This is a genomic window from Myceligenerans crystallogenes (assembly GCF_039529775.1).
GTDB lineage: Bacteria > Actinomycetota > Actinomycetes > Actinomycetales > Cellulomonadaceae > Myceligenerans > Myceligenerans crystallogenes.
Genome location: NZ_BAAANL010000001.1, coordinates 795,120 through 819,155 on the forward strand (window position 1 = coordinate 795,120; position 24,036 = coordinate 819,155).

The 24,036-nt window shown below is 73.3% G+C and carries 23 protein-coding genes; 10 read left to right on the forward strand and 13 right to left on the reverse strand.

Annotation, left to right across the window (positions count from 1 at the left end):
- Nucleotides 1–54: 54 nt before the first annotated feature.
- The 7 genes from ABD208_RS03280 to ABD208_RS03310 all read right to left on the reverse strand — a co-directional run bounded on the left by ABD208_RS03280 (nt 55) and on the right by ABD208_RS03310 (nt 4,609).
- Nucleotides 55–1,494 carry a class II fumarate hydratase gene (locus ABD208_RS03280; RefSeq protein ID WP_344099449.1) on the reverse strand — a complete coding sequence of 480 codons (1,440 nt, stop codon included), beginning with the start codon at nt 1,492–1,494 and terminating at the stop codon, nt 55–57.
- Between the two features lie 158 nt (nt 1,495–1,652).
- Nucleotides 1,653–2,333: a carbonic anhydrase gene (locus tag ABD208_RS03285; protein WP_344099451.1), complete on the reverse strand. Its 681-nt coding sequence runs from the start codon at nt 2,331–2,333 to the stop codon at nt 1,653–1,655.
- Nucleotides 2,330–3,277 (reverse strand): carbohydrate kinase family protein, encoded by a 948-nt coding sequence (locus ABD208_RS03290; protein WP_344099453.1) that lies wholly within the window; start codon nt 3,275–3,277, stop codon nt 2,330–2,332. Before ABD208_RS03290 ends, ABD208_RS03285 begins: the two co-directional genes overlap by 4 nt.
- Entirely contained in the window at nt 3,274–3,537 is a 264-nt protein-coding gene (locus ABD208_RS03295) for an exodeoxyribonuclease VII small subunit (RefSeq protein ID WP_344099455.1), read from the reverse strand. Before ABD208_RS03295 ends, ABD208_RS03290 begins: the two co-directional genes overlap by 4 nt.
- Nucleotides 3,538–3,701: 164 nt before the next feature.
- Nucleotides 3,702–4,112 (reverse strand): hypothetical protein, encoded by a 411-nt coding sequence (locus tag ABD208_RS03300; RefSeq protein ID WP_344099457.1) that lies wholly within the window; start codon nt 4,110–4,112, stop codon nt 3,702–3,704.
- Entirely contained in the window at nt 4,109–4,447 is a 339-nt protein-coding gene (locus ABD208_RS03305) for a type II toxin-antitoxin system CcdA family antitoxin (RefSeq protein WP_344099459.1), read from the reverse strand. The genes ABD208_RS03300 and ABD208_RS03305 overlap by 4 nt, the downstream gene beginning before the upstream one ends.
- 39 nt (nt 4,448–4,486) lie before the next feature.
- Nucleotides 4,487–4,609, reverse strand: a complete 123-nt coding sequence (locus ABD208_RS03310) for a hypothetical protein (RefSeq protein WP_344099461.1) — start codon at nt 4,607–4,609, stop codon at nt 4,487–4,489.
- A 278-nt stretch (nt 4,610–4,887) separates the two neighbouring features.
- On the opposite strand from ABD208_RS03310, the gene ABD208_RS03315 reads away from it, so the two are divergent.
- Entirely contained in the window at nt 4,888–5,139 is a 252-nt protein-coding gene (locus tag ABD208_RS03315) for a zf-HC2 domain-containing protein (protein WP_344099463.1), read from the forward strand.
- Nucleotides 5,140–5,224: 85 nt separating this feature from the next.
- Here the strand turns inward: ABD208_RS03315 and ABD208_RS03320 are convergent, their stop codons facing one another.
- Nucleotides 5,225–6,367 carry an epoxide hydrolase family protein gene (locus tag ABD208_RS03320; RefSeq protein ID WP_344099465.1) on the reverse strand — a complete coding sequence of 381 codons (1,143 nt, stop codon included), beginning with the start codon at nt 6,365–6,367 and terminating at the stop codon, nt 5,225–5,227.
- Nucleotides 6,368–6,430: 63 nt separating this feature from the next.
- Between ABD208_RS03320 and ABD208_RS03325 the strand changes: the two genes are divergently transcribed.
- Nucleotides 6,431–7,396 carry a helix-turn-helix transcriptional regulator gene (locus ABD208_RS03325; RefSeq protein WP_344099467.1) on the forward strand — a complete coding sequence of 322 codons (966 nt, stop codon included), beginning with the start codon at nt 6,431–6,433 and terminating at the stop codon, nt 7,394–7,396.
- 133 nt (nt 7,397–7,529) lie between these two features.
- Here the strand turns inward: ABD208_RS03325 and xseA are convergent, their stop codons facing one another.
- Complete coding sequence (xseA, locus tag ABD208_RS03330; protein WP_425561060.1) at nt 7,530–8,792, reverse strand: exodeoxyribonuclease VII large subunit; 1,263 nt, start codon at nt 8,790–8,792, stop codon at nt 7,530–7,532.
- A gap of 140 nt (nt 8,793–8,932) precedes the next feature.
- Here xseA and ABD208_RS03335 point away from each other — a divergent pair, with 140 nt between their 5' ends.
- Entirely contained in the window at nt 8,933–9,943 is a 1,011-nt protein-coding gene (locus tag ABD208_RS03335) for a 4-hydroxy-3-methylbut-2-enyl diphosphate reductase (protein WP_344100019.1), read from the forward strand.
- 24 nt (nt 9,944–9,967) lie between these two features.
- Here the strand turns inward: ABD208_RS03335 and ABD208_RS03340 are convergent, their stop codons facing one another.
- Nucleotides 9,968–10,591 carry a response regulator transcription factor gene (locus ABD208_RS03340; RefSeq protein ID WP_344099471.1) on the reverse strand — a complete coding sequence of 208 codons (624 nt, stop codon included), beginning with the start codon at nt 10,589–10,591 and terminating at the stop codon, nt 9,968–9,970.
- Nucleotides 10,588–11,784 (reverse strand): sensor histidine kinase, encoded by a 1,197-nt coding sequence (locus ABD208_RS03345; RefSeq protein ID WP_344099473.1) that lies wholly within the window; start codon nt 11,782–11,784, stop codon nt 10,588–10,590. Before ABD208_RS03345 ends, ABD208_RS03340 begins: the two co-directional genes overlap by 4 nt.
- 143 nt (nt 11,785–11,927) lie before the next feature.
- On the opposite strand from ABD208_RS03345, the gene ABD208_RS03350 reads away from it, so the two are divergent.
- Nucleotides 11,928–12,857, forward strand: a complete 930-nt coding sequence (locus ABD208_RS03350) for a CPBP family intramembrane glutamic endopeptidase (protein ID WP_344099475.1) — start codon at nt 11,928–11,930, stop codon at nt 12,855–12,857.
- A gap of 40 nt (nt 12,858–12,897) precedes the next feature.
- On the opposite strand, the gene ABD208_RS03355 is transcribed toward ABD208_RS03350, so the two are convergent.
- Both ABD208_RS03355 and ABD208_RS03360 read right to left on the reverse strand, forming a co-directional pair.
- The gene (locus ABD208_RS03355; RefSeq protein ID WP_344099477.1) at nt 12,898–14,517 is read right to left on the reverse strand and encodes an ATP-binding cassette domain-containing protein; all 1,620 of its coding nucleotides are present in this window, start codon (nt 14,515–14,517) and stop codon (nt 12,898–12,900) included.
- A gap of 161 nt (nt 14,518–14,678) precedes the next feature.
- Entirely contained in the window at nt 14,679–16,922 is a 2,244-nt protein-coding gene (locus ABD208_RS03360) for an alpha/beta hydrolase-fold protein (protein WP_344099479.1), read from the reverse strand.
- 501 nt (nt 16,923–17,423) lie between these two features.
- Between ABD208_RS03360 and ABD208_RS03365 the strand changes: the two genes are divergently transcribed.
- Genes ABD208_RS03365 through ABD208_RS03390 form a run of 6 tightly spaced genes read left to right on the forward strand, consistent with a single transcriptional unit; the run spans nt 17,424 to nt 24,014 of the window.
- A complete protein-coding gene (locus tag ABD208_RS03365) occupies nt 17,424–18,440 on the forward strand; it encodes an ABC transporter substrate-binding protein (protein ID WP_344099481.1) in 1,017 nt (338 codons plus the stop codon).
- Entirely contained in the window at nt 18,437–19,378 is a 942-nt protein-coding gene (locus ABD208_RS03370) for a histidine racemase CntK family protein (RefSeq protein WP_344099483.1), read from the forward strand. Before ABD208_RS03365 ends, ABD208_RS03370 begins: the two co-directional genes overlap by 4 nt.
- Nucleotides 19,371–20,228 carry a class I SAM-dependent methyltransferase gene (locus ABD208_RS03375; RefSeq protein WP_344099485.1) on the forward strand — a complete coding sequence of 286 codons (858 nt, stop codon included), beginning with the start codon at nt 19,371–19,373 and terminating at the stop codon, nt 20,226–20,228. Before ABD208_RS03370 ends, ABD208_RS03375 begins: the two co-directional genes overlap by 8 nt.
- Complete coding sequence (locus ABD208_RS03380) at nt 20,225–21,520, forward strand: opine metallophore biosynthesis dehydrogenase (protein WP_344099487.1); 1,296 nt, start codon at nt 20,225–20,227, stop codon at nt 21,518–21,520. Before ABD208_RS03375 ends, ABD208_RS03380 begins: the two co-directional genes overlap by 4 nt.
- Complete coding sequence (locus ABD208_RS03385; RefSeq protein ID WP_344099489.1) at nt 21,517–22,809, forward strand: MFS transporter; 1,293 nt, start codon at nt 21,517–21,519, stop codon at nt 22,807–22,809. The genes ABD208_RS03380 and ABD208_RS03385 overlap by 4 nt, the downstream gene beginning before the upstream one ends.
- Nucleotides 22,806–24,014, forward strand: coding sequence for a FecCD family ABC transporter permease (locus ABD208_RS03390; protein ID WP_344099491.1), 1,209 nt, complete (start codon nt 22,806–22,808; stop codon nt 24,012–24,014). The genes ABD208_RS03385 and ABD208_RS03390 overlap by 4 nt, the downstream gene beginning before the upstream one ends.
- Nucleotides 24,015–24,036 lie beyond the last annotated feature (22 nt).

Below are 24,036 nucleotides of genomic sequence, written 5' to 3' on the forward strand. Positions count from 1 at the left end.
CCGGAGCGTAGCAGATTAGGTAAGGCTTACCAAAGCTGCTCGCCCGGCCGGCGTTCAGGCCTGCGGCGGCCGCGTCATCTTCAGGACGTCGAGGGCCTCGTCGAGCTGCGTCTCGGTGATCTCGCCGCGCTCGACGAAACCGAGGTCGACGACGGCCTCGCGGACCGTGAGCTTGTTCGCCACGGAGTGCTTGGCGATCTTCGCGGCGGCCTCGTAGCCGATCACGCGGTTCAGCGGCGTCACGATCGACGGCGAGGAACCGGCCAGCGCGGCGGCGCGCTCGACGTTCGCGGTGATGCCGGTGACCGTCTTGTCGGCGAGCACGCGCGACGCGTTCGACAGCAGCCGGATCGACTCCAGCACGCCCTGCGCGATCACCGGGATCTGCACGTTCAGCTCGAACGCGCCCGACGCGCCGGCCCACGCCACGGTCGCGTCGTTGCCGATGACGCGCGAGCAGACCATGAGCACGGCCTCGGGGATGACCGGGTTCACCTTGCCCGGCATGATCGACGAGCCCGGCTGCAGGTCGGGCAGGGCGATCTCGCCCAGGCCGGTGTTCGGGCCGGAGCCCATCCAGCGCAGGTCGTTGCAGATCTTGGTGAGCGAGACGGCGATGGTGCGCAGCGCGCCGCTCAGCTCCACGAGCCCGTCGCGGGCGGACTGCGCCTCGAAGTGGTCGCGGGCCTCGGTGATCGGCAGGCCGGTGTCCTCGGCGAGCAGCGCGATGACCCGCTGCGGAAACCCGGCCGGGGTGTTGATGCCGGTGCCGACGGCGGTGCCGCCCTGGGGGACCTCGGCGGCGCGGGGGAGGGCGGCCTCGACGCGCTCGACGCCGTAGCGGATCGCGGCCGCGTAGCCGCCGAACTCCTGGCCCAGCGTGACCGGCGTCGCGTCCATGAGGTGCGTGCGGCCGGACTTCACGACAACGGCGAACTCCTCGGACTTCGCGGCGAGCGCACCGGAGAGGTGCCGCAGCGCCGGGACGAGGTCGTTCACGATGCCCGACGTCGCGGCCACGTGGACCGAGGTCGGGAACACGTCGTTGGACGACTGCGACGCGTTGACGTGGTCGTTCGGGTGCACCTCTTTGCCCAGCGACTGCGTCGCGAGGGTGGCGAGCACCTCGTTCGTGTTCATGTTCGACGACGTGCCGGACCCCGTCTGGTAGACGTCCACCGGGAAGTGCGCGTCGAACTCGCCGGACGCGACGCGGTCGGCGGCGGCCACGATGGCGTCGGCGATGTCCTGGTCCAGGACGCCCAGCTCGGCGTTGGCCTGGGCGGCGGCCTTCTTGACGCGGGCGAGGGCCTCGATGTGGCCGCGCTCGAGCGGCGTGCCGGAGATCGGGAAGTTCTCCACGGCGCGCTGCGTCTGGGCGCGGTACAGCGCGTTCCTCGGGACGCGGACCTCACCCATCGTGTCGTGCTCGATGCGGTACTCGGTCTCCTCGGCGGCGCCGGACGGCGCGGGGACGGCGGTGTCGGAACTCATGCCCCAATCCTGCCGCACCCGCGCCGGGCCTTCGTGGTGAAACCTGTCACGTGACGCGCTGCCCGAGGCGCGTCACGTGACCCGCCGGCGGCCACCCCGGCGGTCATGACCTGGCGATCGCCCGGTGGCCGTCAGCGGCTGCGGTCATGCCGCAGCGGTCACTCCGCCGGTTCCTCGCCGACGTCGCCCAGCGTGTGGATCAGCTTGGCGGCGCCGTCGGCCAGGTCGTACTCGACGCCGACGACGGCGCAGCGCCCTGCGGCGACCGCGGACGCGAGGCCCGCCGAGTAGGCGTGCAGCATGCCCACGGTGTGCTTGACGTGCTCGCGCCGCAGGACGTCCTGGTCGGAGAGCGCGGCCACGTCGATGCCCGGATCGCCCGCCGTGATGTTCACGATCGACGGGATGACCCGGTCCACGACCGCGCGCACGAACCCGCTCTGCTGCTCACCGGTGGCCAGCGTGTGCGCCGCGGCGGCGACCGCGCCGCACGAGTCGTGCCCGAGGACGACGACGAGCGACGCCCCGAGCAGGTCCACGCCGTACTCGATCGAGCCGATCACCGTGGTGTCCAGGACGTGCCCCGCCGTGCGGACCACGAACACGTCGCCCAGGCCCTGGTCGAAGATGATCTCCGCCGCGACCCGGGAGTCCGAGCAGCCGAAGATCACCGTGTGCGGGTGCTGGGCGGCCTTGAGCTCGGCACGCCGCGCGGCGTTCTGGAACGGGTGGGTCGGTGCGTCGGCGACGAACCGCTCGTTGCCGGTACGCAGCCGCGTCCATGCGGCCTGAGGGGTCAGTCGCTCGATCTCGCCCGCGCCGATCATCGTGCCGGTCATGCGAGCTCCTCCTTCCGCGGGGGGTTCGCCCCCGCGCGGGACACGGTGACGGCGGCGACCGCGACGCAGCGCTCGAGCACCGCGGTCACGGTCTCGGCCGTGATGTCCCGGAGCGCGCCGCGGCGTGCCACGCCGAGCAGGTCGTGCTCCCACAGGCCGTCGATCAGGGCGCCCATGAACGAGTCGCCGGCGCCGACCGTGTCGACCACCTCGGCGCGCGGCGCCTTCACGTCGACCTCGCCGCCCGCGAAGATCGCGACCGCCCCCGCGCCACCCTGTGTGACGACGACCAGTGCCGGGCCCGCCGCCGCAGGCAGCGCGCTGTCCCCGCCGCCGGTGGCCCGCCAGCCGCGAGCCGCCTCGATCGGGTCCTGGCCCGGGTACAGCCAGCCGAGATCCTCGTCGCTCACCTTCACGACGTCCGCCAGCGAGACGAGCGCCTCGATCGGCCCGCGTGCCGCGTCGGCGGATCCCATGATCACGGGCCGGGCGTTCGGGTCGTACGTGATGGTCGAGGTCGCCCGCGCGGACGTGACGAGCTCGCGCACCTGGTCCCCGCCCGGTTCCAGCACCGCCGCGATCGACCCCGTGTGCACGGCCAGCGTGTCCGGCCCGGCCGCTGCCTGTGCGGGAACCTGCCACGTCAGGTCGAACTCGTACGACGCCGAGCCGCCGTCGTCCAGCGTCGCGACCGCCACGCTCGTGCGTTCCGCGCCGTCACTGCCCTCGGCGAGCGCGACGCCGGACTCCGCGAGCCACGAACGCACGGTGTCCCCGCGCTCGTCCCGGCCCAGCCAGGTCGCGAGGCTCACCTCCCGGCCCAGCCGCCCGAGCGTCAGCGCGACGTTCGCGATGCTGCCGCCCGGGTGCTCCGCCACCGACCCGTCCGGCCGGTGCACCTCGTCGATCAGGGCCTCGCCCACGGCGAGTACGTGACTGCTCATTCACTGACCTCACTGTCGTTGCTCGTAGGGCCGCTGCCCGATGCCGCCTGCGCCGCGGCGAGCCGCTCCCGCGCGCCGTCCAGCCACTCCTGGCACCGCGCGGCGAGCGCCTCGCCCCGCTCCCAGAGCGCGAGCGAGTCCTCCAGCGGTTCCCCGCCGGCCTCCAGTCGCTGGACCACGCGAACGAGCTCGTCCCGTGCCTGCTCGTACGACAGGTCGGCGACGTCGGGTACGTCGGTCTTCTCGGCATCGGTGTTCACAGGCACAAGTCAACAACACGTCACCGACATCCGACGGAAGTTGTCCACAGGCAGCGGGCGGGACGCAGAGCCGATCGGTGCGTCCTGTCGAAGCGTCTGGTGCTTCTCGGGCCGACCGGGCTGACTACTCCCGCCCGCTCGCTGTCGTACCTGAGCGGTCCCGGTCAGCGTCGGACGATGCGGACCGCGCCGTCCGTCAGACGGTGCATGTCCTTCGGATCTGAGGTGTAGATGGTGGCCTGCTCCTTGTCACGCAGCGCGAGCTCAGCGACTGTCGAGTCGATCGCCGCGCTGTGTCCGTGCATCCCGGCGGACCTCAGGAGTGACACCGACTCGACAGCGGATGTCTTGGTCACGTGCTCCACCTGCAGTTGGTCCAGTACCCAGGCGAGTCTGGCGGGGTGTGTCCGGGGATGCGTGCCCTCGATGATCGTGTTCGCCGTCACGACGATCCGCGCGCCGGACTCGTGCAGGCCCTCGTATTCGGCCCAGGCGTCGCGGTCGTCCCGGAGCAGTGCGGAGAACATCTCCGAGTCGAGGACGGCGACTACTCGTCCGCGCGTCGTGATGCTCACTTCGAGTCCTCCTCGTCAGGGACGTAGACCCTGTTCAGCCGGGCGCGGGCCGCCGCCCGCTCGTCCTCTGTGAACGGGCCGTGCTGTTCCTGGTACTCGGCCAGGGCGCGGCTCCGGTTCCAGGAGCGGATGTGTTCGCTGACAGCGTCTGCGACGAAGCCGGAGATGTTGGTCGTGTACTGGCGCATCAGTTCAACCTGCTCGGTGGGCAGAGTGACCGTGATGCGCTTCGTCCCGCTCATGGCAAGAGCATACTCGGGTATGAACGGCTTCGGCGGGGGCGCGACGGGTGGAAAATCGATGGTCTCCGGCGGTCGTTCGGGAGCGATGGTCATGCGCTTCCTTTTCTTGGGTTGGTGAAGCGGGAAGTGGGGTCAGACGGAGGCGACCCGGGCGCCGCCCGAGACCAGGTCGGTCAGGGTGCCGACGTCGGAGGTGAGGACGGCGGCCGTGCCGGGGGAGCGGAGGGCGAGTTCGGCGACGGCGGCGTCGACCACGTGGCTGCGGAGGGCCTCGGCCTCGCCGGCCGAGAGGTGGAAGGTGAAGCTCTCGGGCTGGGGCTGGGGCTGGGGCTGGGGCGCGGGGTACTGCCGGGTGAGCGGGGGAGCGAAGTGCAGGTCGAGCTCGATCGGCTCGATCAGGACGGCACCGCTGGACCAGCCGGGCGGCGGCTGCCGGGCGTCGCTTTCCGGTGGCGGTCCGGCCGATCTCGCGGCAATCTGAAATTTTCTCGGAAAGTGGCGTGAGATCCCGCTGCCCTCCGCGTCACGGGGGCATGCAGGACAAGACGCCCGCCACCGAATGCCCCGAGACCCGCGCCGCGATGCGCGACTACCTGCGCAACCGCATGCTCCCCGGACGCCGGCGCCGGATGGAGGACCACCTGGTCGGATGCGCGGGATGCATCCGGGAGTACGTCGACCTGCGCCAGTCGCGCTGGACGGCGGCGCCCGTGACGACGCGGCGCGCCCGCCCCGCCGTCGACCTCTCCGTCCTGCCCCGGGCCGTCCTCGTCGCGGTCGCGTGACGCCGCTCGCGGCGCGGCACGCCGATCGCAGGATCCGAGGGCCCGGCGATCGGCGTGCCGCGTCACGAGCGACGTCGCGGCCGGCTCAGGCGAGGCCGCCGAAGAACGTCCGGAGGTCGGTCGCCAGCAGCTCGGGCTCCTCCATGGCCGGGAAGTGACCGCCCTGGGTGAACTCGCTCCAGTGGCCGATCGCGTGCGACGGGTCCAGGACGCGGCGCATGAGCGGGTGGGTGCCGAAGACGGCCCAGCCCGCGGGCACGTCGGAAGGCGCGATCCAGTTCAGCCCCGAGTGCTCGGCCTCGTAGTAGAACTGCGCGCTCGACGCGCCGCTGCGGGTGAACCAGTACAGGCTGATGTTCGCCAGGAGCTGGTCGCGGTCGACCGCCTCCTCGGGCGTCGCGAACGCACCGCTGGTCCACGCCTTGAACTTCTCGGCGATCCAGGCGAGCTGCCCGGCGGGCGAGTCCACCAGCGCCGGACCGATCGTGTCGGGGCGGTGGTTCTGCAGCTCGTAGTACCCGCGATCGGCGGCGCCCCGGGTGCGCACCTCCTCGATCTGGGCGATCTCGTCCTCCGACAGCCCCTCGGGGAACGGAAACTTCTCGCCCACCAGGCTGAGCATCTGGCTGTCGCAGGCGATGTGCGTGCCGAGGACGCGCTCGGGGTGGACCGCCCCGAGGCGGCCGACGACGCCGGAGCCGATGTCGGTGCCGTGGGCGCCGAACCGCTCGTACCCGAGGCGGGTCATGATCTCGGCGTAGGCCTCGGTCGTCCGGGCCAGCTCCCAGCCCGTGCCCGACAGCGGGGTCGAGAACCCGAAGCCCGGCAACGACGGGACCACGAGGTGGAAGTCTCCGGTCAGCAGCGGGATCAGGCCCTGGTACTCGACGAACGATCCCGGCCAGCCGTGGCACAGCAGGAGCGGGGTGGCGTCCGGGTTCGCCGAGCGCACGTGCACGACATGGAACGTCTGCCCGTCGACGACGGTGGTGAACTGCTCGTACTTGTTGAGCGCCGTCTCCTGGGCGCGCCAGTCGAAGCCCTCGCGCCAGTGGTCCGCGAGCCGGGTCAGGTAGGCGAGCGGCGTGCCGCGGCTGAAGTCGGTGGCGTCGCCACGGCCCGGCACGGGGTGCGGCCAGCGGGTGCCGTCGAGCCGCCGGTGCAGGTCGTCGACGTCGGCCTGCGGGACGTCGACGCGGAAGGGGATGAGTTCGCTGTTCTCGTTCATGGGTGTCACTGTTCCGGCTATCGCGGCAGGTTCCCTTCCGCAATAGCTGAGATGATCGGGACCATGTTGGAGACCTCGGCCCGCCTGCTCGAACTGCTCTCGCTGCTCCAGCTCAAGCGCGACTGGACGAGCTCCGAGCTCGCCGGGCGGCTGGGCGTCAGCACGCGGACGGTCCGCGCCGACGTCGGCAAGCTGCGGTCGCTCGGCTATCCCGTCGATGCCCGCCCGGGCGTCGCGGGCGGCTACCGCCTCGCCGCCGGGACGGCGATGCCGCCCCTGCTGCTGGACGACGACGAGGCCGTGGCCGTGGCGGTCGGGCTGAGCACCGTCGCGACCGGGCGGCTCGGCGTCGAGGAGACGTCGCTGACGGCGCTCGCGAAGCTGGAACAGGTGCTGCCCGCGCACCTGCGCCGGCGCGTCGAGGCGGTGCGGGAGGCGACGAGCGTCGTCCCGGGCGTGGACCCGCCCCTCGATCTCTCGGTGCTGGGCGTGGTCGCCGCCGCGGTCCGCGCCCACGAGCGGTTCCGGTTCGGGTACACGAAGCCGGGGGACACCGAGACGTCACGCCATGTCGAGCCGCAGCGACTGGTGAGCTGGGGGGCGCTCTGGTACCTGCTCGCCTGGGACCTCGACCGCGACGACTGGCGCGTCTTCCGCGTCGACCGCATGACGCCGCGCCCGCCGACCGGTGCGCGGTTCCGGCCGCGGATGATCCCGGAGGACAAGGTCGTCGAGTACGTCGTCCGGCGGGTCAGCAGGGCCGCCTGGAAGTACCGCGCACTGCTGCTCGTGCACGCACCCGTCGCGGAGGTCACGGCGAAGATCCGCATCCCGCTCGCGATCGAGGCGGCCGGCGACTCGAGGTGCCGCGTCGAGCTGGGCTCCGACGACCCGGACCGGCTGGCGCTGTGGCTGGCCCAGCTCGACGCGGACATCGAGATCCTCGAGGGCGACGAGCTGGCCGCGGCCTTCGGCCGGCTCGCCGGCCGGTTCCGCCGCGCGGCGGGCGGTCCCGGACCCCGGCCGTGACTCGCCGCACGGTACGCCCGGGCCGCACCTCCCGGTCGACGGCATTCCCGTGCGACTCGGTGCGCCGGGAATCGCGCGGCTCATCTCCCGGCCGACGTGACCCGCCGCCGGGTGCGCCGGGAATCGCGCCGTCTCAGTTCCCGGTCGACGTGACCACCGCCCCCAGCGCGCCGTCGGCCAGCCGGATCTGGACGTCGTCGCCTTCGGCGACCTCGCCGGGCGCGCGCACCACGTGACCGTCCGTGCGCTGCACGACCGCGTAGCCGCGCTCCAGGGTCGACGCCGGTGACAGCGCGCGCACCTGCGCCTCCAGGCGCCCGATCTCGCCCGACGCGCGCAGCAGCAGGGCGTTCAGCGCGTACCGCGCGTGGCCGATCGCCTGGGACACCTCGCGGTCCCGCGACTCGAGCATGGTGTGCGGCGCGGCGAGGACCGGGCGCGAGCGGACGCCGTCGAGACCGTGCTGCTCGCGGTCGAGCAACGCCGCGACCGCGCCCCGGATGCGCTGCCTGGCCTGCACCAGCCGCTGCCGCTCCTCGGAGACGTCCGGCACGATCCGCTTGGCGGCGTCCGTGGGGGTCGAGGCCCGGTAGTCGGCGACCAGGTCGAGCAGCGGGGCGTCCGTCTCGTGGCCGATCGCGCTGACCACGGGGGTACGGCAGGCGGCGGCCGCGCGCACCAGCGCCTCGTTGCTGAACGGCAGCAGATCCTCTACGGACCCGCCGCCGCGCGCCACGACGATGACCTCGACGTCCTGGCGCGCGTCCAGCTCCGCGATGGCGCGGCTCACCTCGGGGACGGCGCTCACGCCCTGCACGGCCACCTCGCGGATCTCGAACCGCACCTGCGGCCAGCGCGCCCTGGCGTTCACGACGACGTCGTGCTCCGCCTTCGACTCCCGGCCGCAGACCAGCCCGATCACCCCGGGCAGGAACGGCAGCGGCCGCTTGCGGTCGAGGTCGAACAGGCCCTCCGCGGCCAGCACCCGCTTCAGTTCCTCGATCCGTGCGAGCAGCTCGCCGACGCCGACGGCCCGGATCTGATCGGCCTGCAGCTGCAGCGTGCCGCGCTTGGTCCAGAACGTGGGCTTCGCGTGGACGACGACGTGGTCGCCCTCGGCGGGCACCTTCGCCAGCCGTGCCAGCGCGCTGCTGTAGATGGTCACCGGCAGGGAGACGTCGCGATCGGCGTCGCGCAACGTCAGGAACTGCATGCCGGAGCCGTTGCGCTGGTTGAACTGCACGACCTGACCCTCCACCCACACGGGCGGCATCCTGTCGATGTATCCCTTGATCTTGTCCGACAGGACGCGCACCGGCCACGGCCGGGCGGGGCTCGTGTCGAGCGCCTTCTCGGGCAGCGGCAGCGGGGCGGTCTCGTCGGTCACGGGAACCATCCTGCAACGGCTCACTGACATCAGCCGTCCGCCGACGTGTGGTGCGCCCGTGCGCATCATGCGGAGGGACGACGACGTCACAGCGCACCCCGGTGATCCGGCGCCGAACGGCCCATAGACTGATCGACGTGACTTCCCCGATGTCCACGCTCACCAAGCGCGTCCTGCTCGCCGCCCCCCGCGGATACTGCGCGGGTGTCGACCGCGCCGTCGTCGCCGTCGAGAAGGCCCTGGAGACCTACGGGGCGCCGGTGTACGTCCGCAAGGAGATCGTGCACAACAAGTACGTGGTGGAGACGCTGAGCGAGCGCGGCGCGATCTTCGTCAACGAGACCGACGAGGTGCCCGAGGGCGCCCGGCTCGTCTTCTCCGCGCACGGCGTCTCGCCCGCGGTGCGCGAGGCGGCCGAGGCCCGCAGCCTGGACACGATCGACGCGACGTGCCCGCTGGTCACGAAGGTGCACAAGGAGGCCGTGCGCTTCGCGAAGGACGACTACGACATCCTGCTGATCGGCCACGACGGTCACGAGGAGGTCGAGGGCACCGCCGGTGAGGCGCCGGACCACGTGCAGGTCGTGAACTCGCCGGACGAGGTGGACGAGGTCGTCGTGCGGGACCCGGCCAAGGTCGTGTGGATCTCGCAGACCACGCTGTCCGTGGACGAGACCATGGAGACGGTGCGCCGCCTGCGCGAGAAGTTCCCCTCCCTCCAGGACCCGCCGAGCGACGACATCTGCTACGCCACCCAGAACCGCCAGGTCGCCGTGAAGAAGCTGGCGCCGGAGTGCGACGTCGTGATCGTGGTGGGCTCGGCGAACTCGTCGAACTCGGTGCGCCTGGTCGAGGTCGCGCTGCAGGCCGGCGCGCGGTCCGCGTACCGCGTCGACCGCGCCACGGAGGTCGCCCCGGAATGGCTCGACGGCGCGACGACGGTCGGCGTGACCTCGGGCGCCTCGGTACCGGAGATCCTGGTGCGCGACGTCATCTCGCTCCTGGAGGAGCGCGGGTTCGACGACGTCCAGGAGGTCCGCACGGCCACGGAGGACCTCATGTTCTCCCTCCCGCGCGAGCTTCGCGCCGGCCTCAAGGCCGCGGGCGAGGACGACAAGCGCCCGCGCAAGGAGACCCGCAAGGAGCTCCCGCTCGCCTGAGCGTCGCCGCCGGCCTCCTGCAGGTCAGTCGGCGAGTTCCCGGACCAGGTGGAGGGCCAGCGCCGTCCTGTCGGGCTGGCCGAGCTTGCGCAGCAGGGCGGAGACCGTGTTCTTCACGGTGCCGTGCGCCAGGTGCAGCGTCGCGGCGATCTCGGCGTTGGGCAGGCCCCGGGCGACCAGCCGGGCCACCGCCCGTTCCGCCTCGGTGAGGTCCGGGCGACGCGGTTCCGGCACCGGTGACAGCGCGGCGCGCGCCACGCGCGGGTCGAGCACGAGCCCGCCCGCGACCACCTGCCGGATCGCGTCGGTGAGCACGTCGGTGGAGACGTCCTTGAGCAGGAAGCCCGCGGCCCCGGCATCGAGCAGCTCGCGGACGAGCCGCGCGTCGTCGAACGTGGTGAGCGCAAGCACCGGCAGGCTGGGATGGTCGGCCGCGCAGCGGCGGGCGAGGCCGGCGCCGTCGAGCACCGGCATCCGGGCGTCCGCGAGCACGACGTCCGGGGTGACCTGGGGGATCAGGGCGAGGGCCCGCCTGCCGTGCTCGGCCTCGCCGACCACCTCGATGTCCTTGTCCGTCTCCAGGATCATCCGCAGCCCGCGGCGCAGCAGCTCCTGGTCGTCGACGACCAGCACGCGGATCCGGCTCACGCGACGGCCTGCGTCGGCTGGACCGCGGGCGCCACGTCCGCCGCGGGGACCCGGGGGAGCGTGACCGCCAGCCGGAAGCCGTCCGGCGCCGGCCCCGCGTCGAGGCCTCCGCCGAGTGCCTCGGCGCGCGTCCGCAGGGCACGCAGGCCGAAGCCCTCCTCGACAGAGGAGACGACGTCGCCGTTGTCGGTCAGGACGGCCGCGACCTCCTCCGGGCCGACGACGACGCGCAGGACGGCCGAGGTGGCGTCGGCGTGGCGCACCACGTTGGTCAGTCCTTCCTGCACGAAGCGCAGCAGCAGGAGCGAGTGCTCGTGCGGCAGGGAGGTGTCCGGGCCGTCCACGGACACCGTGATGTCGATCCCCGTGCCCCGGAAGGCGTCCGCGACGGCGTGGAAGGCCTCGGCGTCGCGCAGCGCGCCGAGCTCGACCGGATGCATGGCCCGCACCCCACGACGCATCGCGTCCAGCGACTCGCCCACGAGGCTGCGGGCCCGCGTGACCTCCGCGTGGGCCGCGGCCTCGTCGCCGACGCGGGCGACGTAGTCGAGCGAGAGGCCGATGGCCGTGAGCCGGTGCCCGAGGTCGTCGTGCAGGTAACGGGCGGTGCGTTCCCGCTCCTGGGCGAGGACGAGGTCGCGGTCGGTGTCGAGGCGCCGGCGCAGTTCCTCGTTGACGGTGTCCAGCCGCACCAGCGCGTCGTGCAACGACTCGCCCACCTGGCGGCTGTCGCGCAGCACGACCGACACCGCCGCGGCCATCCCCGCGAGGAACGCGGCGGCGACCGCCTCGACGAACGCGACCTCGGGCGGGCTGCCCGCGCTCAGGTGCAGGACGATCACCAGCACGACAAGGCTTGCCGTGTAGCCCCAGAGCACCGCGCCGGCGGCGAAGGTGACGCCGAGCATCAGGCAGGCCGTCCAGACGATGCCGTAGAACATCGGCCCGTTGCCGAGCGCCATCGTCGCGGCGGCGACCACGGCGAAGGCGCCCGCCGTCAGCCGCGACCGCTGCCCCGAGCGGCGCCAGAGAACCCAGAGCGCGACGGCGCCCGCGAGCAGGGTGACGACGGCGCCGCCCACCCAGCTCGGCCGCCCGGCCGGCGAGTACAGGTTCATGAGCGCCGGCCCGGCCAGGCCGATGCCGGCCGCGACATCCAGGAGCGCGTGGCGCGAGGTCGGGAGGCGGGGCACGCTCCTCAGCGTAGGCCGGTTGGTCCGGGTGGTGAACATGACTCCGGTCATGAATCGTGCGCGGGAGCCGGTGACCCCGGTCATGACCAGCGGTGACCGCAGGGGGAGTCGCGACCGCCGGTGGTCTCCGTAGCGTCCCGGACATGAGTTCATCCCTGTCGCCCGCAGCGGCGTCGTCGTCCGCCGCACCCGGAACCGCGCCCGGAACCGCACCCAGGCTCGGCCTGGGCCCGTTCGGGATCGCCTGCCGCGTCGTCGTCGCCGTCGTGATCCTCCTGGCCGCGAACCTCGGGGCCAACCTGGTGCTCGGCGTCGTCGCCCTCGTCCCCGGCGTGCGTGCGGCGGTCTCCGGGCAGTCACCCTGGGCCTTCGTGTTCGCCCTCGGGATGCAGGTGCTCGTTCTCGTGCTCGTGGCGCTCGCGGTCCAGGCGTGGATGCGGTGGATCGAGCGCGGCACGATGCGCGACATCGGCTGGCGGTGGGACCGCCGTTCGGTCGTCTGGCTGCTGCTCGGGATCGCCGTCGCCGCCGGAAGCGTCGTCGTCGTGACGGCCGCGCTGCCGGACATCGCGCCGCCGCCGGGCGGCGCGGCCCTGCTCGGCGAGCAGGAGGCGCACCCGGCGGTGATCGCCGGGCTCGTCGTCCACTACCTCGGTCTGGCGTTCCTGCAGCAGGGCCTGCCGGAGGAACTCCTCTTCCGCGGCTGGCTCCTGTGGCGGCTGCGGCACCGGCCGGTGACCGCCGTCGTCGTGACGACCCTGGCCTTCACGGTGATCCACCTCGTCTCGAACGGCGGTCAGGAATCGGCCTGGGAACGCGTGCTCTACCTCGCGCTGCCGCTCGGGTTCGCCCTGCTCGCCGTCGGCCTGCTGCTGTGGACCGGGTCGCTGTGGGCGGCGGTGGGGGTGCACGGCGGTTTCCACGTCGGCAACTACCTCGCGACGGCGCTCCTGCCGCAGGCCGACGCCGTGACGTCGTGGCTCGCGATCGGCGGCGTGCAAGCGGGCCTCGGGCTCGCCCTCACGGTCACCGCGCTCCGCAGCGGCAGGCGGATCCTCGGCCCGAAGGGCTGAGGGCGGTGCTGTGGTGCACCGCAGCACCGCCCCGGGCGGTTCATCGCACCCGGTCGACGCGCCGCTCGTCCCAGACGGGTTCCGGGGTCTCGCGGACGACGCCGTCCGAGCCGAAGACCAGGTAGCGGTCGAAGGAGCGGGCGAACCAGCGGTCGTGCGTCACGGCGAGGACCGTGCCCTCGAACGCCTCCAGGCCCTCCTGGAGGGCCTCGGCCGACTCCAGGTCGAGGTTGTCGGTGGGCTCGTCGAGGAGCAGGGCCGTGCAGCCCGCCAGCTCGAGCAGGAGGATCTGGAAGCGGGCCTGCTGGCCGCCGGACAGGCGGTCGAAGGGGCGGTCGGCGGCGTCGGTGAGCTCGTAGCGGCGCAGGCGGGACATGGCCTTGCCCTTGTCCTGGGCGTGCTCGGTCCACAGGATCTCCAGCAGCTCGCGGCCGAACAGCTCCGGGTGCGCGTGCGTCTGCGCGAAATGGCCCGCCACGACGCGCGCGCCGAGCTTCCACCCGCCGGTGTGCGCCACGTCGCCGCCCGCCAGCAGCCGCAGGAAGTGCGACTTCCCGGAGCCGTTCGACCCGAGCACGGCCACCCGCTCCCCGAAGAACACCTCCAGGTCGAACGGCTTCATCAGCCCGGTCAGCTCGAGCTTCGTGCAGGTCACAGCGCGCAGACCGGTGCGCCCGCCGTGCAGGCGCATCGAGATCTCCTGCTCGCGCGGCGGCTCCGGCGGCGGCCCGATCTCCTCGAACTTGCGCAGGCGCGTCTGCGAGGCGCGGTAGCGCGACGCCATGTCCGGGCTGTTGGCGGCCTGCTGCCGCAGGGTCAGCACCAGCTTCTTGAGCTGGGCGTGCTTCTCGTCCCAGCGGCGCCGGAGTTCCTCGAACCGCTCGAACCGCTCGCGCCGCGCCTCGTGGAACGTCGCGAACGAGCCGCCGTGCACCCAGGCGTCGGCTCCGGCCGGTCCCGGCTCCAGGGAGACGATCCGGTCGGCGGCCCGGGCCAGCAGCTCGCGGTCGTGGGACACGAACAGCACGGTCTTGCGGGTCGCCCGCAGCTGCTCCTCGAGCCAGCGCTTGCCGGGCACGTCGAGGTAGTTGTCCGGTTCGTCGAGCAGCAGCACCTCGTCGGTCCCGCGCAGCAGGGCCTCGAGCACCAGCCGTTTCTGCTCGCCGCCGGACAGCGTGCGCACCTCGCGGTGCCGGGCGCGCTCGTAGGGGACGCCCAGCGCCGCCGTCGTGCACACGTCCCACAGCGTCTCGGACTCGTAGCCGCCCGCCTCGCCCCAGTCCACGATGGCCTGCGCGTACGCCATCTGCGCGGGCTCGTCGTCGACCGTGAGCATCGCGTGCTCCGCCTCGTCGAGGGTGCGGGCGGCGTCGCGGATGCGGGGCGCGGAGACCGAGGCCAGGAGATCGCGCACGGTGGACTCGTCGCGCACCGACCCGACGAACTGCCGCATCACCCCGAGCCCGCCCGTCACCGTGACCGACCCGGCGTCCGGATCCAGCTCACCCGTCAGCAGCCGCAGCAGCGTCGTCTTGCCCGCGCCGTTCGGCCCGACGAGCGCCGTCGCGCTGCCCTCGCCCACCCGGAACGACACGTCCCCGAGCAGCGCCCTCCCGTCGGGGAGGTAGTACTCGAGATGCGCTGCTTCGAGGTGGCCCATGGCCACATGGTCGCCGGTCGGGGCCGGGATCCCAAACCCATTTCGCGGCCGGCGCCGCACGGCGGGGCGGGACGCCGGATGCTCCGGCACCCCGCCCCGCCGTGCGGCACCCGCTGATGACGCCGGCCGACGACGACGCCCGCGTCGCGGCCGGTGCGACCTCAGCTACCGGCCGTGAACAGGCGCGGCAGGAAGTCGATCAGCGACTTCTGCCACACGTCCCAGCTGTGCGGGCCCGCGATGATGGGCGCGAACTCGTGCTCGACGCCGCGGGACTCCATCGAGTCGACGAGGGCGAGCGTCGGGGCGTAGGTGAAGTCCTGCTCGTCGCCGGAGTACACCCGGAACAGCTCGGTGCCCGCGTTGACGGCGTCGACGTCGGCCCCCGCCGGCACCGTGCCGAAGGTGGACATCACACCGATGTACCCGAACTCCCCGGGATGGGCCCACAGGGTGCTGAGCGTGTGGCCCGAGCCCATGGACAAGCCCGCCAGCGCGCGCCCGGACGGTTCGGTGCTGATGTTGTACCTCTCCTCGGCGGCCGGCGCGATGCGCGTGGTCATCTCCAGCGGGAAGTCCACGCCGTTGCCGTTGGCCATCACGACGACCATCGGCTCGATGGTGCCGTTCCGGAAGTGGTTGTCGAGGATCCGGTCCGCGCGGCCCACCTCGATCCAGTGGGTCCACGTCTGCCCGCCGCCGTGCTGCAGGTAGAGCACGGGGTACGGCTCGGCCCGGTCCGCGTCGTAGCCCGGGGGAGTCCACACGTACGCCGAGCGCTGTTCCTCCCCGGCGGTGCTGGCGTAGCCCATGACGCCCACCTCGCCGCGCTCGGCGGCGGGCACCTGAGCGGTGTACCGGCCGCGGAGGGTGTCGCCCTCGACGGTGAACGTGCTCCACGCCGGTTCGTTGGTGACGGACGTCGGGTTGTGCGTGTCCTTCTGGTCGACGCCCTCGACCTCGAACTTGTAGTAGTACGAGCCGCCCTCGAGCGGCATCGACAGGCGCCAGGAGCCGTCCGCCTGCCGTTCCATCGGCGTGCGCGGCCAGCTTCCCGCCGGGCCGAAGTTGCCCCAGACGGTGACGCGGGAGGCGTCGGCGAACTCGGGGCCGGCCTCGAAGGTGACGACGCCGTTCGCGTCGACCCACGGGGTGGGCGCCGTGCCCGGCGCGGGCACCTCGCGGGGTGCGAAGGGCAGGTGGCCCGCGCCGGGGCCGTCGTCACCGGCCGGGCGGAACAGGCGCCCGGCGAAGTCGTGCAGGTTCTCGCGCCAGGTGTCCCAGGTGCCGCCCGCGGCCGGGTTCGAGCCGTCGGACCGGAACTCGACGCCCGCGCGGGTGAGCGCGGCCTCCAGGGCGACGACGTCGTCGTACGCCGGGTCGGTGGCGTTGCCCCCGTAGACGCGCAGCAGATCCGTGCGCCGGTTGATCTGGCGCGCCTTGCCCCGGTCGATCCGCTCGTCGAGCCCGCCCGAGAAGGCGCCCACGGACGCGAAGGTCCCGGTGTCGGTGACCAGCGTGCGCAGGGCCTGCCCGGCTCCCCGGCCGATGCCGGCCACGGCGCGGTCGTCCGGGTCGGAGGACAGGTGGAACGCCCGCTGCGCGGCGGGGAGCAGCGTCCGGGTGAGGTCGCGCTGCGCCGTCGGCCGGTCGCCGTCGGCCATCACGACGACCATCGGCTCGGCGTCGCCGGAGAGCACGAGGTTGCCGAGGATCTGCCTCAGGCGGCCGAGCTCGGCCCACTCGCGGTGGCTCTGCCCCGCGTCCTGCAGCAGGTAGAGGGCGGGGTACGGCTCGTCGCGGTCCGCGTCGTAGCCCGGCGGGGTCCACACGAGGGCCTCGGAGCTCCCGCCGCGTCCGTACCTCAGCGTCCGGAGCGCGCCGCCGTCGGCGGCGTCGGCCAGCCACTCCGCGCCCGGGCCGGGCACGAACAGGGTGCGCAGGTGCGGCCGCGCCGTCACCTCCGGCTCGGTCCCGGGGTTGCTGAACGCGACCGCGTCGGCGTCCGGCGCCGGCCGGACGGCGTACTGGTACGTGTACACGCCGGGTTCGAGCGGGCCGAACACGGCGACGCGGTCCGCCCCGCCGGACCCCCGCGGCGCGTCGGCGTTGAACTCGGTCCACGTCCCGCCGGGGCCGAAGGTGCCCTGCACGGTGACCTGGCCGTCCTCGATGCCGGTCGCCGCGGTCATGGCCTCGCGGGGCACGGTGAACCGGTACACGTTCTCGATCGGGTTGTCCGGCAGCTCGGCCACCCAGGGGTCGCCGCTCACGGCTGCCTCGGTGGGCGACGCCGCCAGGAACGCGCCCGTTCCCGCCGCGACCGCGACCGCGGCGACGGCCGCGAGCATCGTGCGTCCGGGGCGGTACGGCCAGGCGGTTCGTCGTGCGTGAGTCTCCGTCATCGTCGACTTCCTCTCGTGCCATGTGCTCGGCAGGGCAGGGCGGCCGTCCCGTTGGGGTACGACGCCGCGCCGGCCCTGGTCAGGGTTTCGCGGTCGTCGGACGAAAGCGTCTCTTCAAACGTTTTCGAATCGACGCACCTAGGGTGATATATCGATAAACAGAAGTCAAGGACGCGGTCACCCCGATCGCGGCGAGCGGGGTTTCGCCTGGTCGCCGCCATGTCGGCCCGGTCGCCGCGGCGTCGGTCCGGTCGCCGCCGCGCGGGCCTTGGCCGCCGCCGTGCCGGCCCGGCCGGCCGCGGGTCTCACGGACGACGCCGCCCGCAACCCCGGCACCCCTCGTTGACAATGAGAATGGTTCGCATTAGCGTCTAGCCTGCCTGGTGACGAGCCGTGCGCGGGATGTCCGCGCGCCCGTTTCCCGGCCCTCCTCCGCGCCGTTCCGAGCCGCCCCCCGGCGGTCCGGCGGCGCGCCCCCACGAGAGACGGAGTGATCGACCCATGCGAATTCCCAGCCCTTGGGCCGCGGCGTTGCCGGTCCTGGCGATCCTGGCGACGGCAGGCTGCGTCGCCGCGGCCCGGAGCGACGACGCGGCCGGCCCGGCCGGCCGGTCCGTCACGATCGACAGCTGCGGCCGTGAGGTGGTGTTCGACGCGCCGCCGCAGCGGGTGCTCGCGGTCGGCTCGGAGGCGCCGTCGTTGCTGGCCGCCGCCGGTGCGGGGGACAAGGTGACGCACTACGCCGGCACCCTGGAGGTGCCGTTCGACGCGGGGACCAGGGCCGTGGTGGAGGCGGCCGAGCGGGTCACGGAGGACTCGCACGACGTTTCCTACGAGATGATCGTCGCGTCGGGCGCCGACGTCGTCATCGGCACCGACATCACCGCCGGCCTGGACATCGACGCCCTCGCCGAGCGCCTCGACCAGGCCGGGGTGCAGCTCGTGACCGTGAGCGGCTACTGCGCCGGCATCGAGGGGCGCTCCACGGACGGTGTCAGCGGGTTCGACCTGATCTACCGCGACATCGAGACGTACGGCCGCCTGTTCGGCACCGAGCAGACCGCGGCCGACGCCGTCCAGGACCTGCGGGACCGCGTCGCGGCCGCGGGGGAGCTGGCCGGCGAGCGATCCGGCCGGAGCGCCGTCCCGCTCTACGTGCCCGTCGAGGGCACCCTCGGTTCCTACGGCGGCCAGTCCCTGGTCTCGGAGCAGATGACGCTCCTGGGCCTGGAGAACGTGTTCGCCGACGTGCCGAAGCGCTACTTCGAACCCAGCACCGAGGAGCTGGTCGGACGCGCGCCCGACCTGGTCTTCGCGATGTACCTGCCCACCGGTTCGTCGGCCCTGGAGACGGACGCGGACGTCGTCGGGGCGCTGCGCGCCCGCCCGGAGCTGGCCGGTCTCGGGGCGATCGACGACGACGCCGCACTGGTGCCGCTGAACTACTACTACACGTCACCGGGCCCGCTGGCCGTGGACGGGCTCGAGCTGCTCGCCGAGCGGCTGACCGCGTCATGAGCGGCCCGGGAGTCGTGCGCGACGGCACGGCCCGCGAGCGCCGGCACGTCGCGCACGCCGCGTCGTCGGGCACGGTGACGGCCACGGCGCGGACCGCGACCGAGGTCGAGTTCGTCAAGCTGAGCCCGACGCAGAACATGACGGTGCTCGTGACCAGCCGGCACGGCTCCGGCGACTACCGGGCCATCGCGGCCCAGCTCCTGCCCGCGGGGCACGTCCACGCCGAGCAGGTCGGCTTCGTCGAGGCTCCGGTGTCGGCGGGTGCCCACGGGCGCCTGCACATGGCCGGTGACGAGTTCTGCGGGAACGCGTCGATGGCGCTGGCGGCGTTGCAGGCCGCCGGACGGGGCCTGGTCGCCGGCCGGCGGACCCAGGTCGTCCTGGAGGTGTCGGGCGCCGCGGAGCTGGTGACGTGCCGGGTGGAACGCCTGGCGGACGGCTACGACTGCGAGCTCACCGCGCCCCGGCCGAGCGGCGTCGTGCCGTATCCGGTTCCCGGGACGCCGGCCGGCGGTGCCGCGCTGGTCCGTTACCCGGATGCCGCGCATCTGGTGGTCGAATGCGACCTGCCCGATGCGGCTCTGCCCGATCTGGTGCTGCGGGACCGCGCCGAGGAGCTGGCGGTGCGGCTGGGTGCGGCCGAGGACGTGTCCGTGGCCGGGGTCATGCTCTACGACCCGAGCCGGGGCGAGCTCGCCCCGCTGGTCTACGTCCCGGCGCTGGACAGCCTGGTGTGGGAGCGGAGCTGCGGTTCGGGGACCGCCTCCGTCGGCGCCTACCTGGCCGCGCGGCAGGGCGGCGAGGTGCGGGCGAGCGTCCGGCAGCCCGGCGGCGTCATGCGGGTCCGGGCGAGTCAGGGGCCACGGGGGCTGACCGAGCTGACGATCTCCGGTCAGGTCCGGGTCATCGCCGAGGGAAGGGCGTACGTTCATGTCTGATCTCTCGTCCGGCACGTCCCGGACGCTGAGTGCCGCCGCGTCGGGCCTGCTCGGCGTCCTGCACGAGTACCTCCGGCGCTTCACCGCGGCCGCCGACGGCTACGACGGGTCGACGTCGCGGGCCGCCATCCTGGAGACGGCCATGGCCGGGTACTCCGAGCTCGTGACCGACGAGCGCAACATCGCACCGTTCGCCGAGCTCGAACGCGACCGGGCCGCCGAGACGGCCGAGCTGGTGACCGCGCTGCGTGCCCGGTCCGCCCGCTGCGCCGCGGTCTCGGAGAAGTACCGGGCCCTGCGGCTGCTGGAGGGCCGCACCGGAACGGGCGGCTACTTCGACAACGTCGAGTCCTGCATCGAGGAGGAGTTCGGGGCGGTCTCGCCGGCGGGCACGTCCAGGGTGCTCCTGGTCGGGTCGGGATCCTTCCCGATGACGTTGCTCAACGTCGCCGCCCGCACCGGGGCGGTGGCCGCCGGGGTCGACATCGACGCGGAGGCCGTCGACCTCGGCCGCCGGGTCGTACGGCTCCTGGGCGGCTCGTACGACATCACCCTGGACTCCCGGCCGGTCGGGGAACTGCCCTTCACCCGGACCGCGACCCACATCGTCTTCAGCTCCACCGTCGCCGCCAAGTACGACCTCCTGCACCGGCTTCACGCGGGCACCCGCGACGACGTCGTCGTCGCGATGCGGTTCGGCGACGGCCTGAAGTCGCTGTTCAACTACCCCATGCAGGACGTCGACCCCGCACGGTGGCGGCTGCTCGAGACGGTCCGCAGGCCGGACCAGGTGTTCGACGTCGCCGTGTACGTGAAGCACGACGCCGGGAGCGAGGCCGGTGACGCATGAGCGACCTGGGAAGGATCCTGATCGCGGGGACGGGGCCGACCGCGGTGCAGACCGCGGTGCTGGCCGGCCGGCTCCCCGGAGCGGTCGGCGTCGCGGGTCGTGAATCCGCGCGCGCGGACTCGTTCTTCGCCGCCCTCGCCGACGCCGGCGGCGTCCTGCGGGCGGAGGTGCAGAACGAGCAGCACCGGGCCCTGGCCGGCCGGTGCCGGGTCCGGGAGGTCTTCCGCGGGTACGGGACGGTGACCGGCGAGTGGGACACGCTGATCCTCACGGTGACCGCGGACGCGTACGTCCCGGTCCTCGGGCAGCTGGACCGGCGGGTCCTGGCGCGGCTCGGCCGGATCGTGCTGACGTCGCCCACGCTCGGTTCGGCGGCGCTGGTGCGGGAGTACGCCCGCCGCCTGGGCGCGGACCCGGAGGTGATCAGCTTCTCCAGCTACCTGGGCGACACCCGGACGCCGGGCGGGACCCCGGGGGCCACCGTGCTCACGGCCGGGGTCAAGCGCCGGATCTACGCGGCGTCGACCACGCCGTCGTCGTCGGCCCTCGAACGGCTGCGTGCCCTGCACGCGTCCGCGGGCGTGCACGTCGAGGTCCTCGGCGGCCCCGTCGAGGCGGAGTCGCGGAACATCTCCCTGTACGTGCATCCCGCGCTGTTCATGAACGACGTCGCCCTGCGGGCCGTGTTCCGCCCGTCGGGGCCGCCGCGGTACGTCTACAAGCTCTTCCCCGAGGGGCCCGTCACGCCGTCGCTGGTCCGCACGATGGTCGCGCAGTGGCGGGAGCTGACGGACGTCGTCGTCGCGCTCGGCGGGGCGGGCGTCAACCTGCTCGCGTTCATGCTCGACGACAGCTACCCGGTACGCCCGGAGAGCATCGGCCCGGACGACGTCGCCCGCTTCGAGGAACTGCCCGCCGTCCACCAGGAGTACCTCGTCTACGTGCGTTACGCGTCCCTGCTCATCGACCCCTTCTCCGAACCGGACGGCGACGGGAGGTACTTCGACTTCTCGGCCGTCCCGATCCGGCCGGTCTTCCGCAGCGAGACGGGGGAATGGGACGTGCCCCGGATGCCGCGGGAGGACTACTACCGCACCAAGGTCATCCAGGGGCTCGCCCGGCAGCTGGGGGTGGCGTGCCCGACCATCGACGGGCTGCTGGCCGCCTACGAGGACGAGCTGCGGCGGGCGCCGGGGGAGCGGGCGGGGGAGCCGCTGTCCGCGGCCTTCGTGGTGCAGGACTTCGGCACCGACCTCGACATCATTCGCACGGCGATCGGAAAGGCGTCATGAGCCGTATCGACGAGACCACCACCCACGAGACCAGAACGGACGGGACCAGCGGTGGCGAGCCGCCCGGCGGGGAAGGGCCCAGCGGGGAGCCGACCGGCAGTGAGGCGCTGCCCGGCGAGCGGCAGATCATCGCCGCCGTGTGGCCGGCACTGCTCGCGTCGGCCGTGGGGCTGCTGCCCTTCACCGTCTTCAGCACCTACCTGGTGCCCATCTCGGACGCGGCCGGCGGGGCGTACGCGGAGATCGGGTCCCTGCGCGGGCTCGCCGGGATCGGCGCGGTGCTGACCGGCGTCGCGCTGGCGCCGCTCATCGGCAGGATCGCGCCCGCGCGGGTGGCATCCGCCGCGCTGGTGCTGCTGGGCGTCGCCGCGCTGGCCGGCACCGCCGCGCTGCTCCCTGCCCTGGCCGTGTTCTGCGTGCTCACCGGGATCTCCAACGCGCTGCTGTACCCCGCGCTCTCCGCCGCGGCGGCCGACCGGTTCGGGTCCGGGCCCGCCGCCGGGCGCGCCGCGACCCTCGTCATGACCGCCCAGACGCTCGCGTCCACGCTGGGCGCGCCGCTGATCGTGCTGCCCACGCTGTGGTGGGGGTGGCAGGGGGATCTCGTCGCGATCGCCGTGGTGGCGCTGGTCCTCGCGGTGGTGCTGTTCCGGCGCGGCAGCGTCGAGCGGGCCGACGACGACGCGGGCCGGCGGCTCGGCTACCTGGCCGCCTTCCGGGCGCTCGCGGGCATCCAGGGGGCCGTCCCGCTGCTGCTCGTGGCGTTCGGCCGGGCCGGGGCGTTCATGGGGCACCTGGCCTTCCTGGCTCCGCTCTACTCCGAGAGGTTCGAGCTGTCGGCCGGCATGTTCGCGTTCGTCTGGAGCCTCAGCGGGGGGTCGTTCTTCGTCGGGCACCTGGCCGCGGGCCGGCTGCTCAACCTCGACGAGTCGGACCACCGGGCCCGGCGGGTGATGGTCCTGAGCCTGCTGACGGGCCTGGGCGCGCTGGCCGGGGTGTACCTCGCGCCGGAGCTGCCGATCGCCCTGGTCTGCACCGCGGTGCTGTCGGGCAGCCACGCGGTGGTGGCGGCCGCGGTCACGACGCTGCTGGTCCGCCGGTGCGCGCAGGTGCGCGGCACCGCGCTGAGCCTGAACGCCGCGGGGATGAGCCTCGGGCTGTTCCTCGGCACGGCCGCCGCCGGGGCCGGGCTGGCGCTGGTGGGTCAGGAAGGCGCCGCGGTGGTGCTCGGCGGATTCACGGCGTTCGCCGTCGTCGCCGCCATGACCGTGCGGACGGAGCCCCGATGACCGCGGAACGAGGTTCCGTCGCGGCTGCGACCGCATCGGGCGAAGACGGCGTCGTCGGCGACCTCGTGGAGGACGGCCCGGACGACGGCGTCGGCGGCCAGGATGACGGCGTCGGCGGCGTGGACGCGGGCGATCCCGGGCGTGCCGCCGGCGTCGACGACCTCGACCACGACGGGCGCCGTCGGCGTACCGTCCTCTGGATCGCCGGACTGTCCGTGGCTCTTCTGCTCAGCCTGCCGATCGCCGTGGGGATCGGGCCGATCGCCGTCCCGGTCGGGACCGTGGCGCGGATCGTGGGCTGGAACCTCGTCGGCTTCCCGGCCGAGGTCACCTGGTCGACGACGGAGGACTCCATCGTCTGGCTGCTGCGCGTGCCGCGCGTGCTGCTCGGCGCCGCCGTCGGGGCGGGACTCGCCGTCGCCGGGGTCGCCCTCCAGGCGCTCACCCGCAACATCCTCGCCGAGCCCTACCTGCTCGGCGTGACCTCGGGGGCCTCGACCCTGGCCGCGGCCTCGATCCTCTTCGGGGTCGGAGCCGGGATCGGCTCGGGGTCGCTGGCCGGGAGCGCGTTCCTCGGGGCGCTGGCCGCGGGGGTGGGGGTGTTCCTGCTGGCCAGGGTGGGAGGGCAGATGACCTCGACGCGGCTCGTGCTGGCGGGGGTGTCGGCCGGGTATGTGCTCCACGCGCTGACGTCGTTCCTGATCTTCGCCTCCGACGACCCCGACGCCGGGCGCTCAGTACTGTTCTGGACGCTGGGGTCGCTGACGCTCGCTACCGGTCAGTCGGTGCTGGTCACCTGGGTGGTCGTGCTGCTCACGGGTGTGCTGCTGCTGGTCTGGGCGCGGCCCCTGGACGCCCTGGCGCTGGGGGACAACACCGCCCGGACGTTCGGGATCTCACCGACCCGGCTGCGCGCGACGGTCATGGTGGTGGTCGCGCTCTGCGTGGGTGCCCTGGTCGCGGCCGCCGGCGGCATCGGGTTCGTGGGGCTGATCATCCCGCACGTCGCGCGGATGTGCGTCGGGACCGCCCATCGCCGCTTGCTCCCGGTCGCCGCGCTGCTCGGCGCGGTCTTCCTCGTGTGGGCGGACGTGATCGCCCGGATCGCCCTCGCCCCGCAGGAGCTGCCGCTGGGCATCGTCACGGCGATCATCGGCGCGCCGCTGCTGTTCCTGCTGGTCCGCCGCCTCAACCCGGCCCGATGACCCACGACCCCGCAAGGAGGAT

Excerpts from the sequence above, each read along its gene's own strand:
- ABD208_RS03280 (WP_344099449.1), bottom strand. The coding sequence starts at position 1,494 with ATGAGTTCCGACACCGCCGTCCCCGCGCCGTCCGGCGCCGCCGAGGAG.
- ABD208_RS03285 (WP_344099451.1), bottom strand. The coding sequence starts at position 2,333 with ATGACCGGCACGATGATCGGCGCGGGCGAGATCGAGCGACTGACCCCT.
- ABD208_RS03290 (WP_344099453.1), bottom strand. The coding sequence starts at position 3,277 with ATGAGCAGTCACGTACTCGCCGTGGGCGAGGCCCTGATCGACGAGGTG.
- ABD208_RS03305 (WP_344099459.1), bottom strand. The coding sequence starts at position 4,447 with ATGACCATCGCTCCCGAACGACCGCCGGAGACCATCGATTTTCCACCC.
- ABD208_RS03315 (WP_344099463.1), top strand. The coding sequence starts at position 4,888 with ATGCAGGACAAGACGCCCGCCACCGAATGCCCCGAGACCCGCGCCGCG.
- ABD208_RS03320 (WP_344099465.1), bottom strand. The coding sequence starts at position 6,367 with ATGAACGAGAACAGCGAACTCATCCCCTTCCGCGTCGACGTCCCGCAG.
- ABD208_RS03325 (WP_344099467.1), top strand. The coding sequence starts at position 6,431 with ATGTTGGAGACCTCGGCCCGCCTGCTCGAACTGCTCTCGCTGCTCCAG.
- xseA (WP_425561060.1), bottom strand. The coding sequence starts at position 8,792 with ATGGTTCCCGTGACCGACGAGACCGCCCCGCTGCCGCTGCCCGAGAAG.
- ABD208_RS03335 (WP_344100019.1), top strand. The coding sequence starts at position 8,933 with ATGTCCACGCTCACCAAGCGCGTCCTGCTCGCCGCCCCCCGCGGATAC.
- ABD208_RS03350 (WP_344099475.1), top strand. The coding sequence starts at position 11,928 with ATGAGTTCATCCCTGTCGCCCGCAGCGGCGTCGTCGTCCGCCGCACCC.
- ABD208_RS03355 (WP_344099477.1), bottom strand. The coding sequence starts at position 14,517 with ATGGGCCACCTCGAAGCAGCGCATCTCGAGTACTACCTCCCCGACGGG.
- ABD208_RS03360 (WP_344099479.1), bottom strand. The coding sequence starts at position 16,922 with ATGACGGAGACTCACGCACGACGAACCGCCTGGCCGTACCGCCCCGGA.
- ABD208_RS03365 (WP_344099481.1), top strand. The coding sequence starts at position 17,424 with ATGCGAATTCCCAGCCCTTGGGCCGCGGCGTTGCCGGTCCTGGCGATC.
- ABD208_RS03370 (WP_344099483.1), top strand. The coding sequence starts at position 18,437 with ATGAGCGGCCCGGGAGTCGTGCGCGACGGCACGGCCCGCGAGCGCCGG.
- ABD208_RS03375 (WP_344099485.1), top strand. The coding sequence starts at position 19,371 with ATGTCTGATCTCTCGTCCGGCACGTCCCGGACGCTGAGTGCCGCCGCG.
- ABD208_RS03380 (WP_344099487.1), top strand. The coding sequence starts at position 20,225 with ATGAGCGACCTGGGAAGGATCCTGATCGCGGGGACGGGGCCGACCGCG.
- ABD208_RS03385 (WP_344099489.1), top strand. The coding sequence starts at position 21,517 with ATGAGCCGTATCGACGAGACCACCACCCACGAGACCAGAACGGACGGG.
- ABD208_RS03390 (WP_344099491.1), top strand. The coding sequence starts at position 22,806 with ATGACCGCGGAACGAGGTTCCGTCGCGGCTGCGACCGCATCGGGCGAA.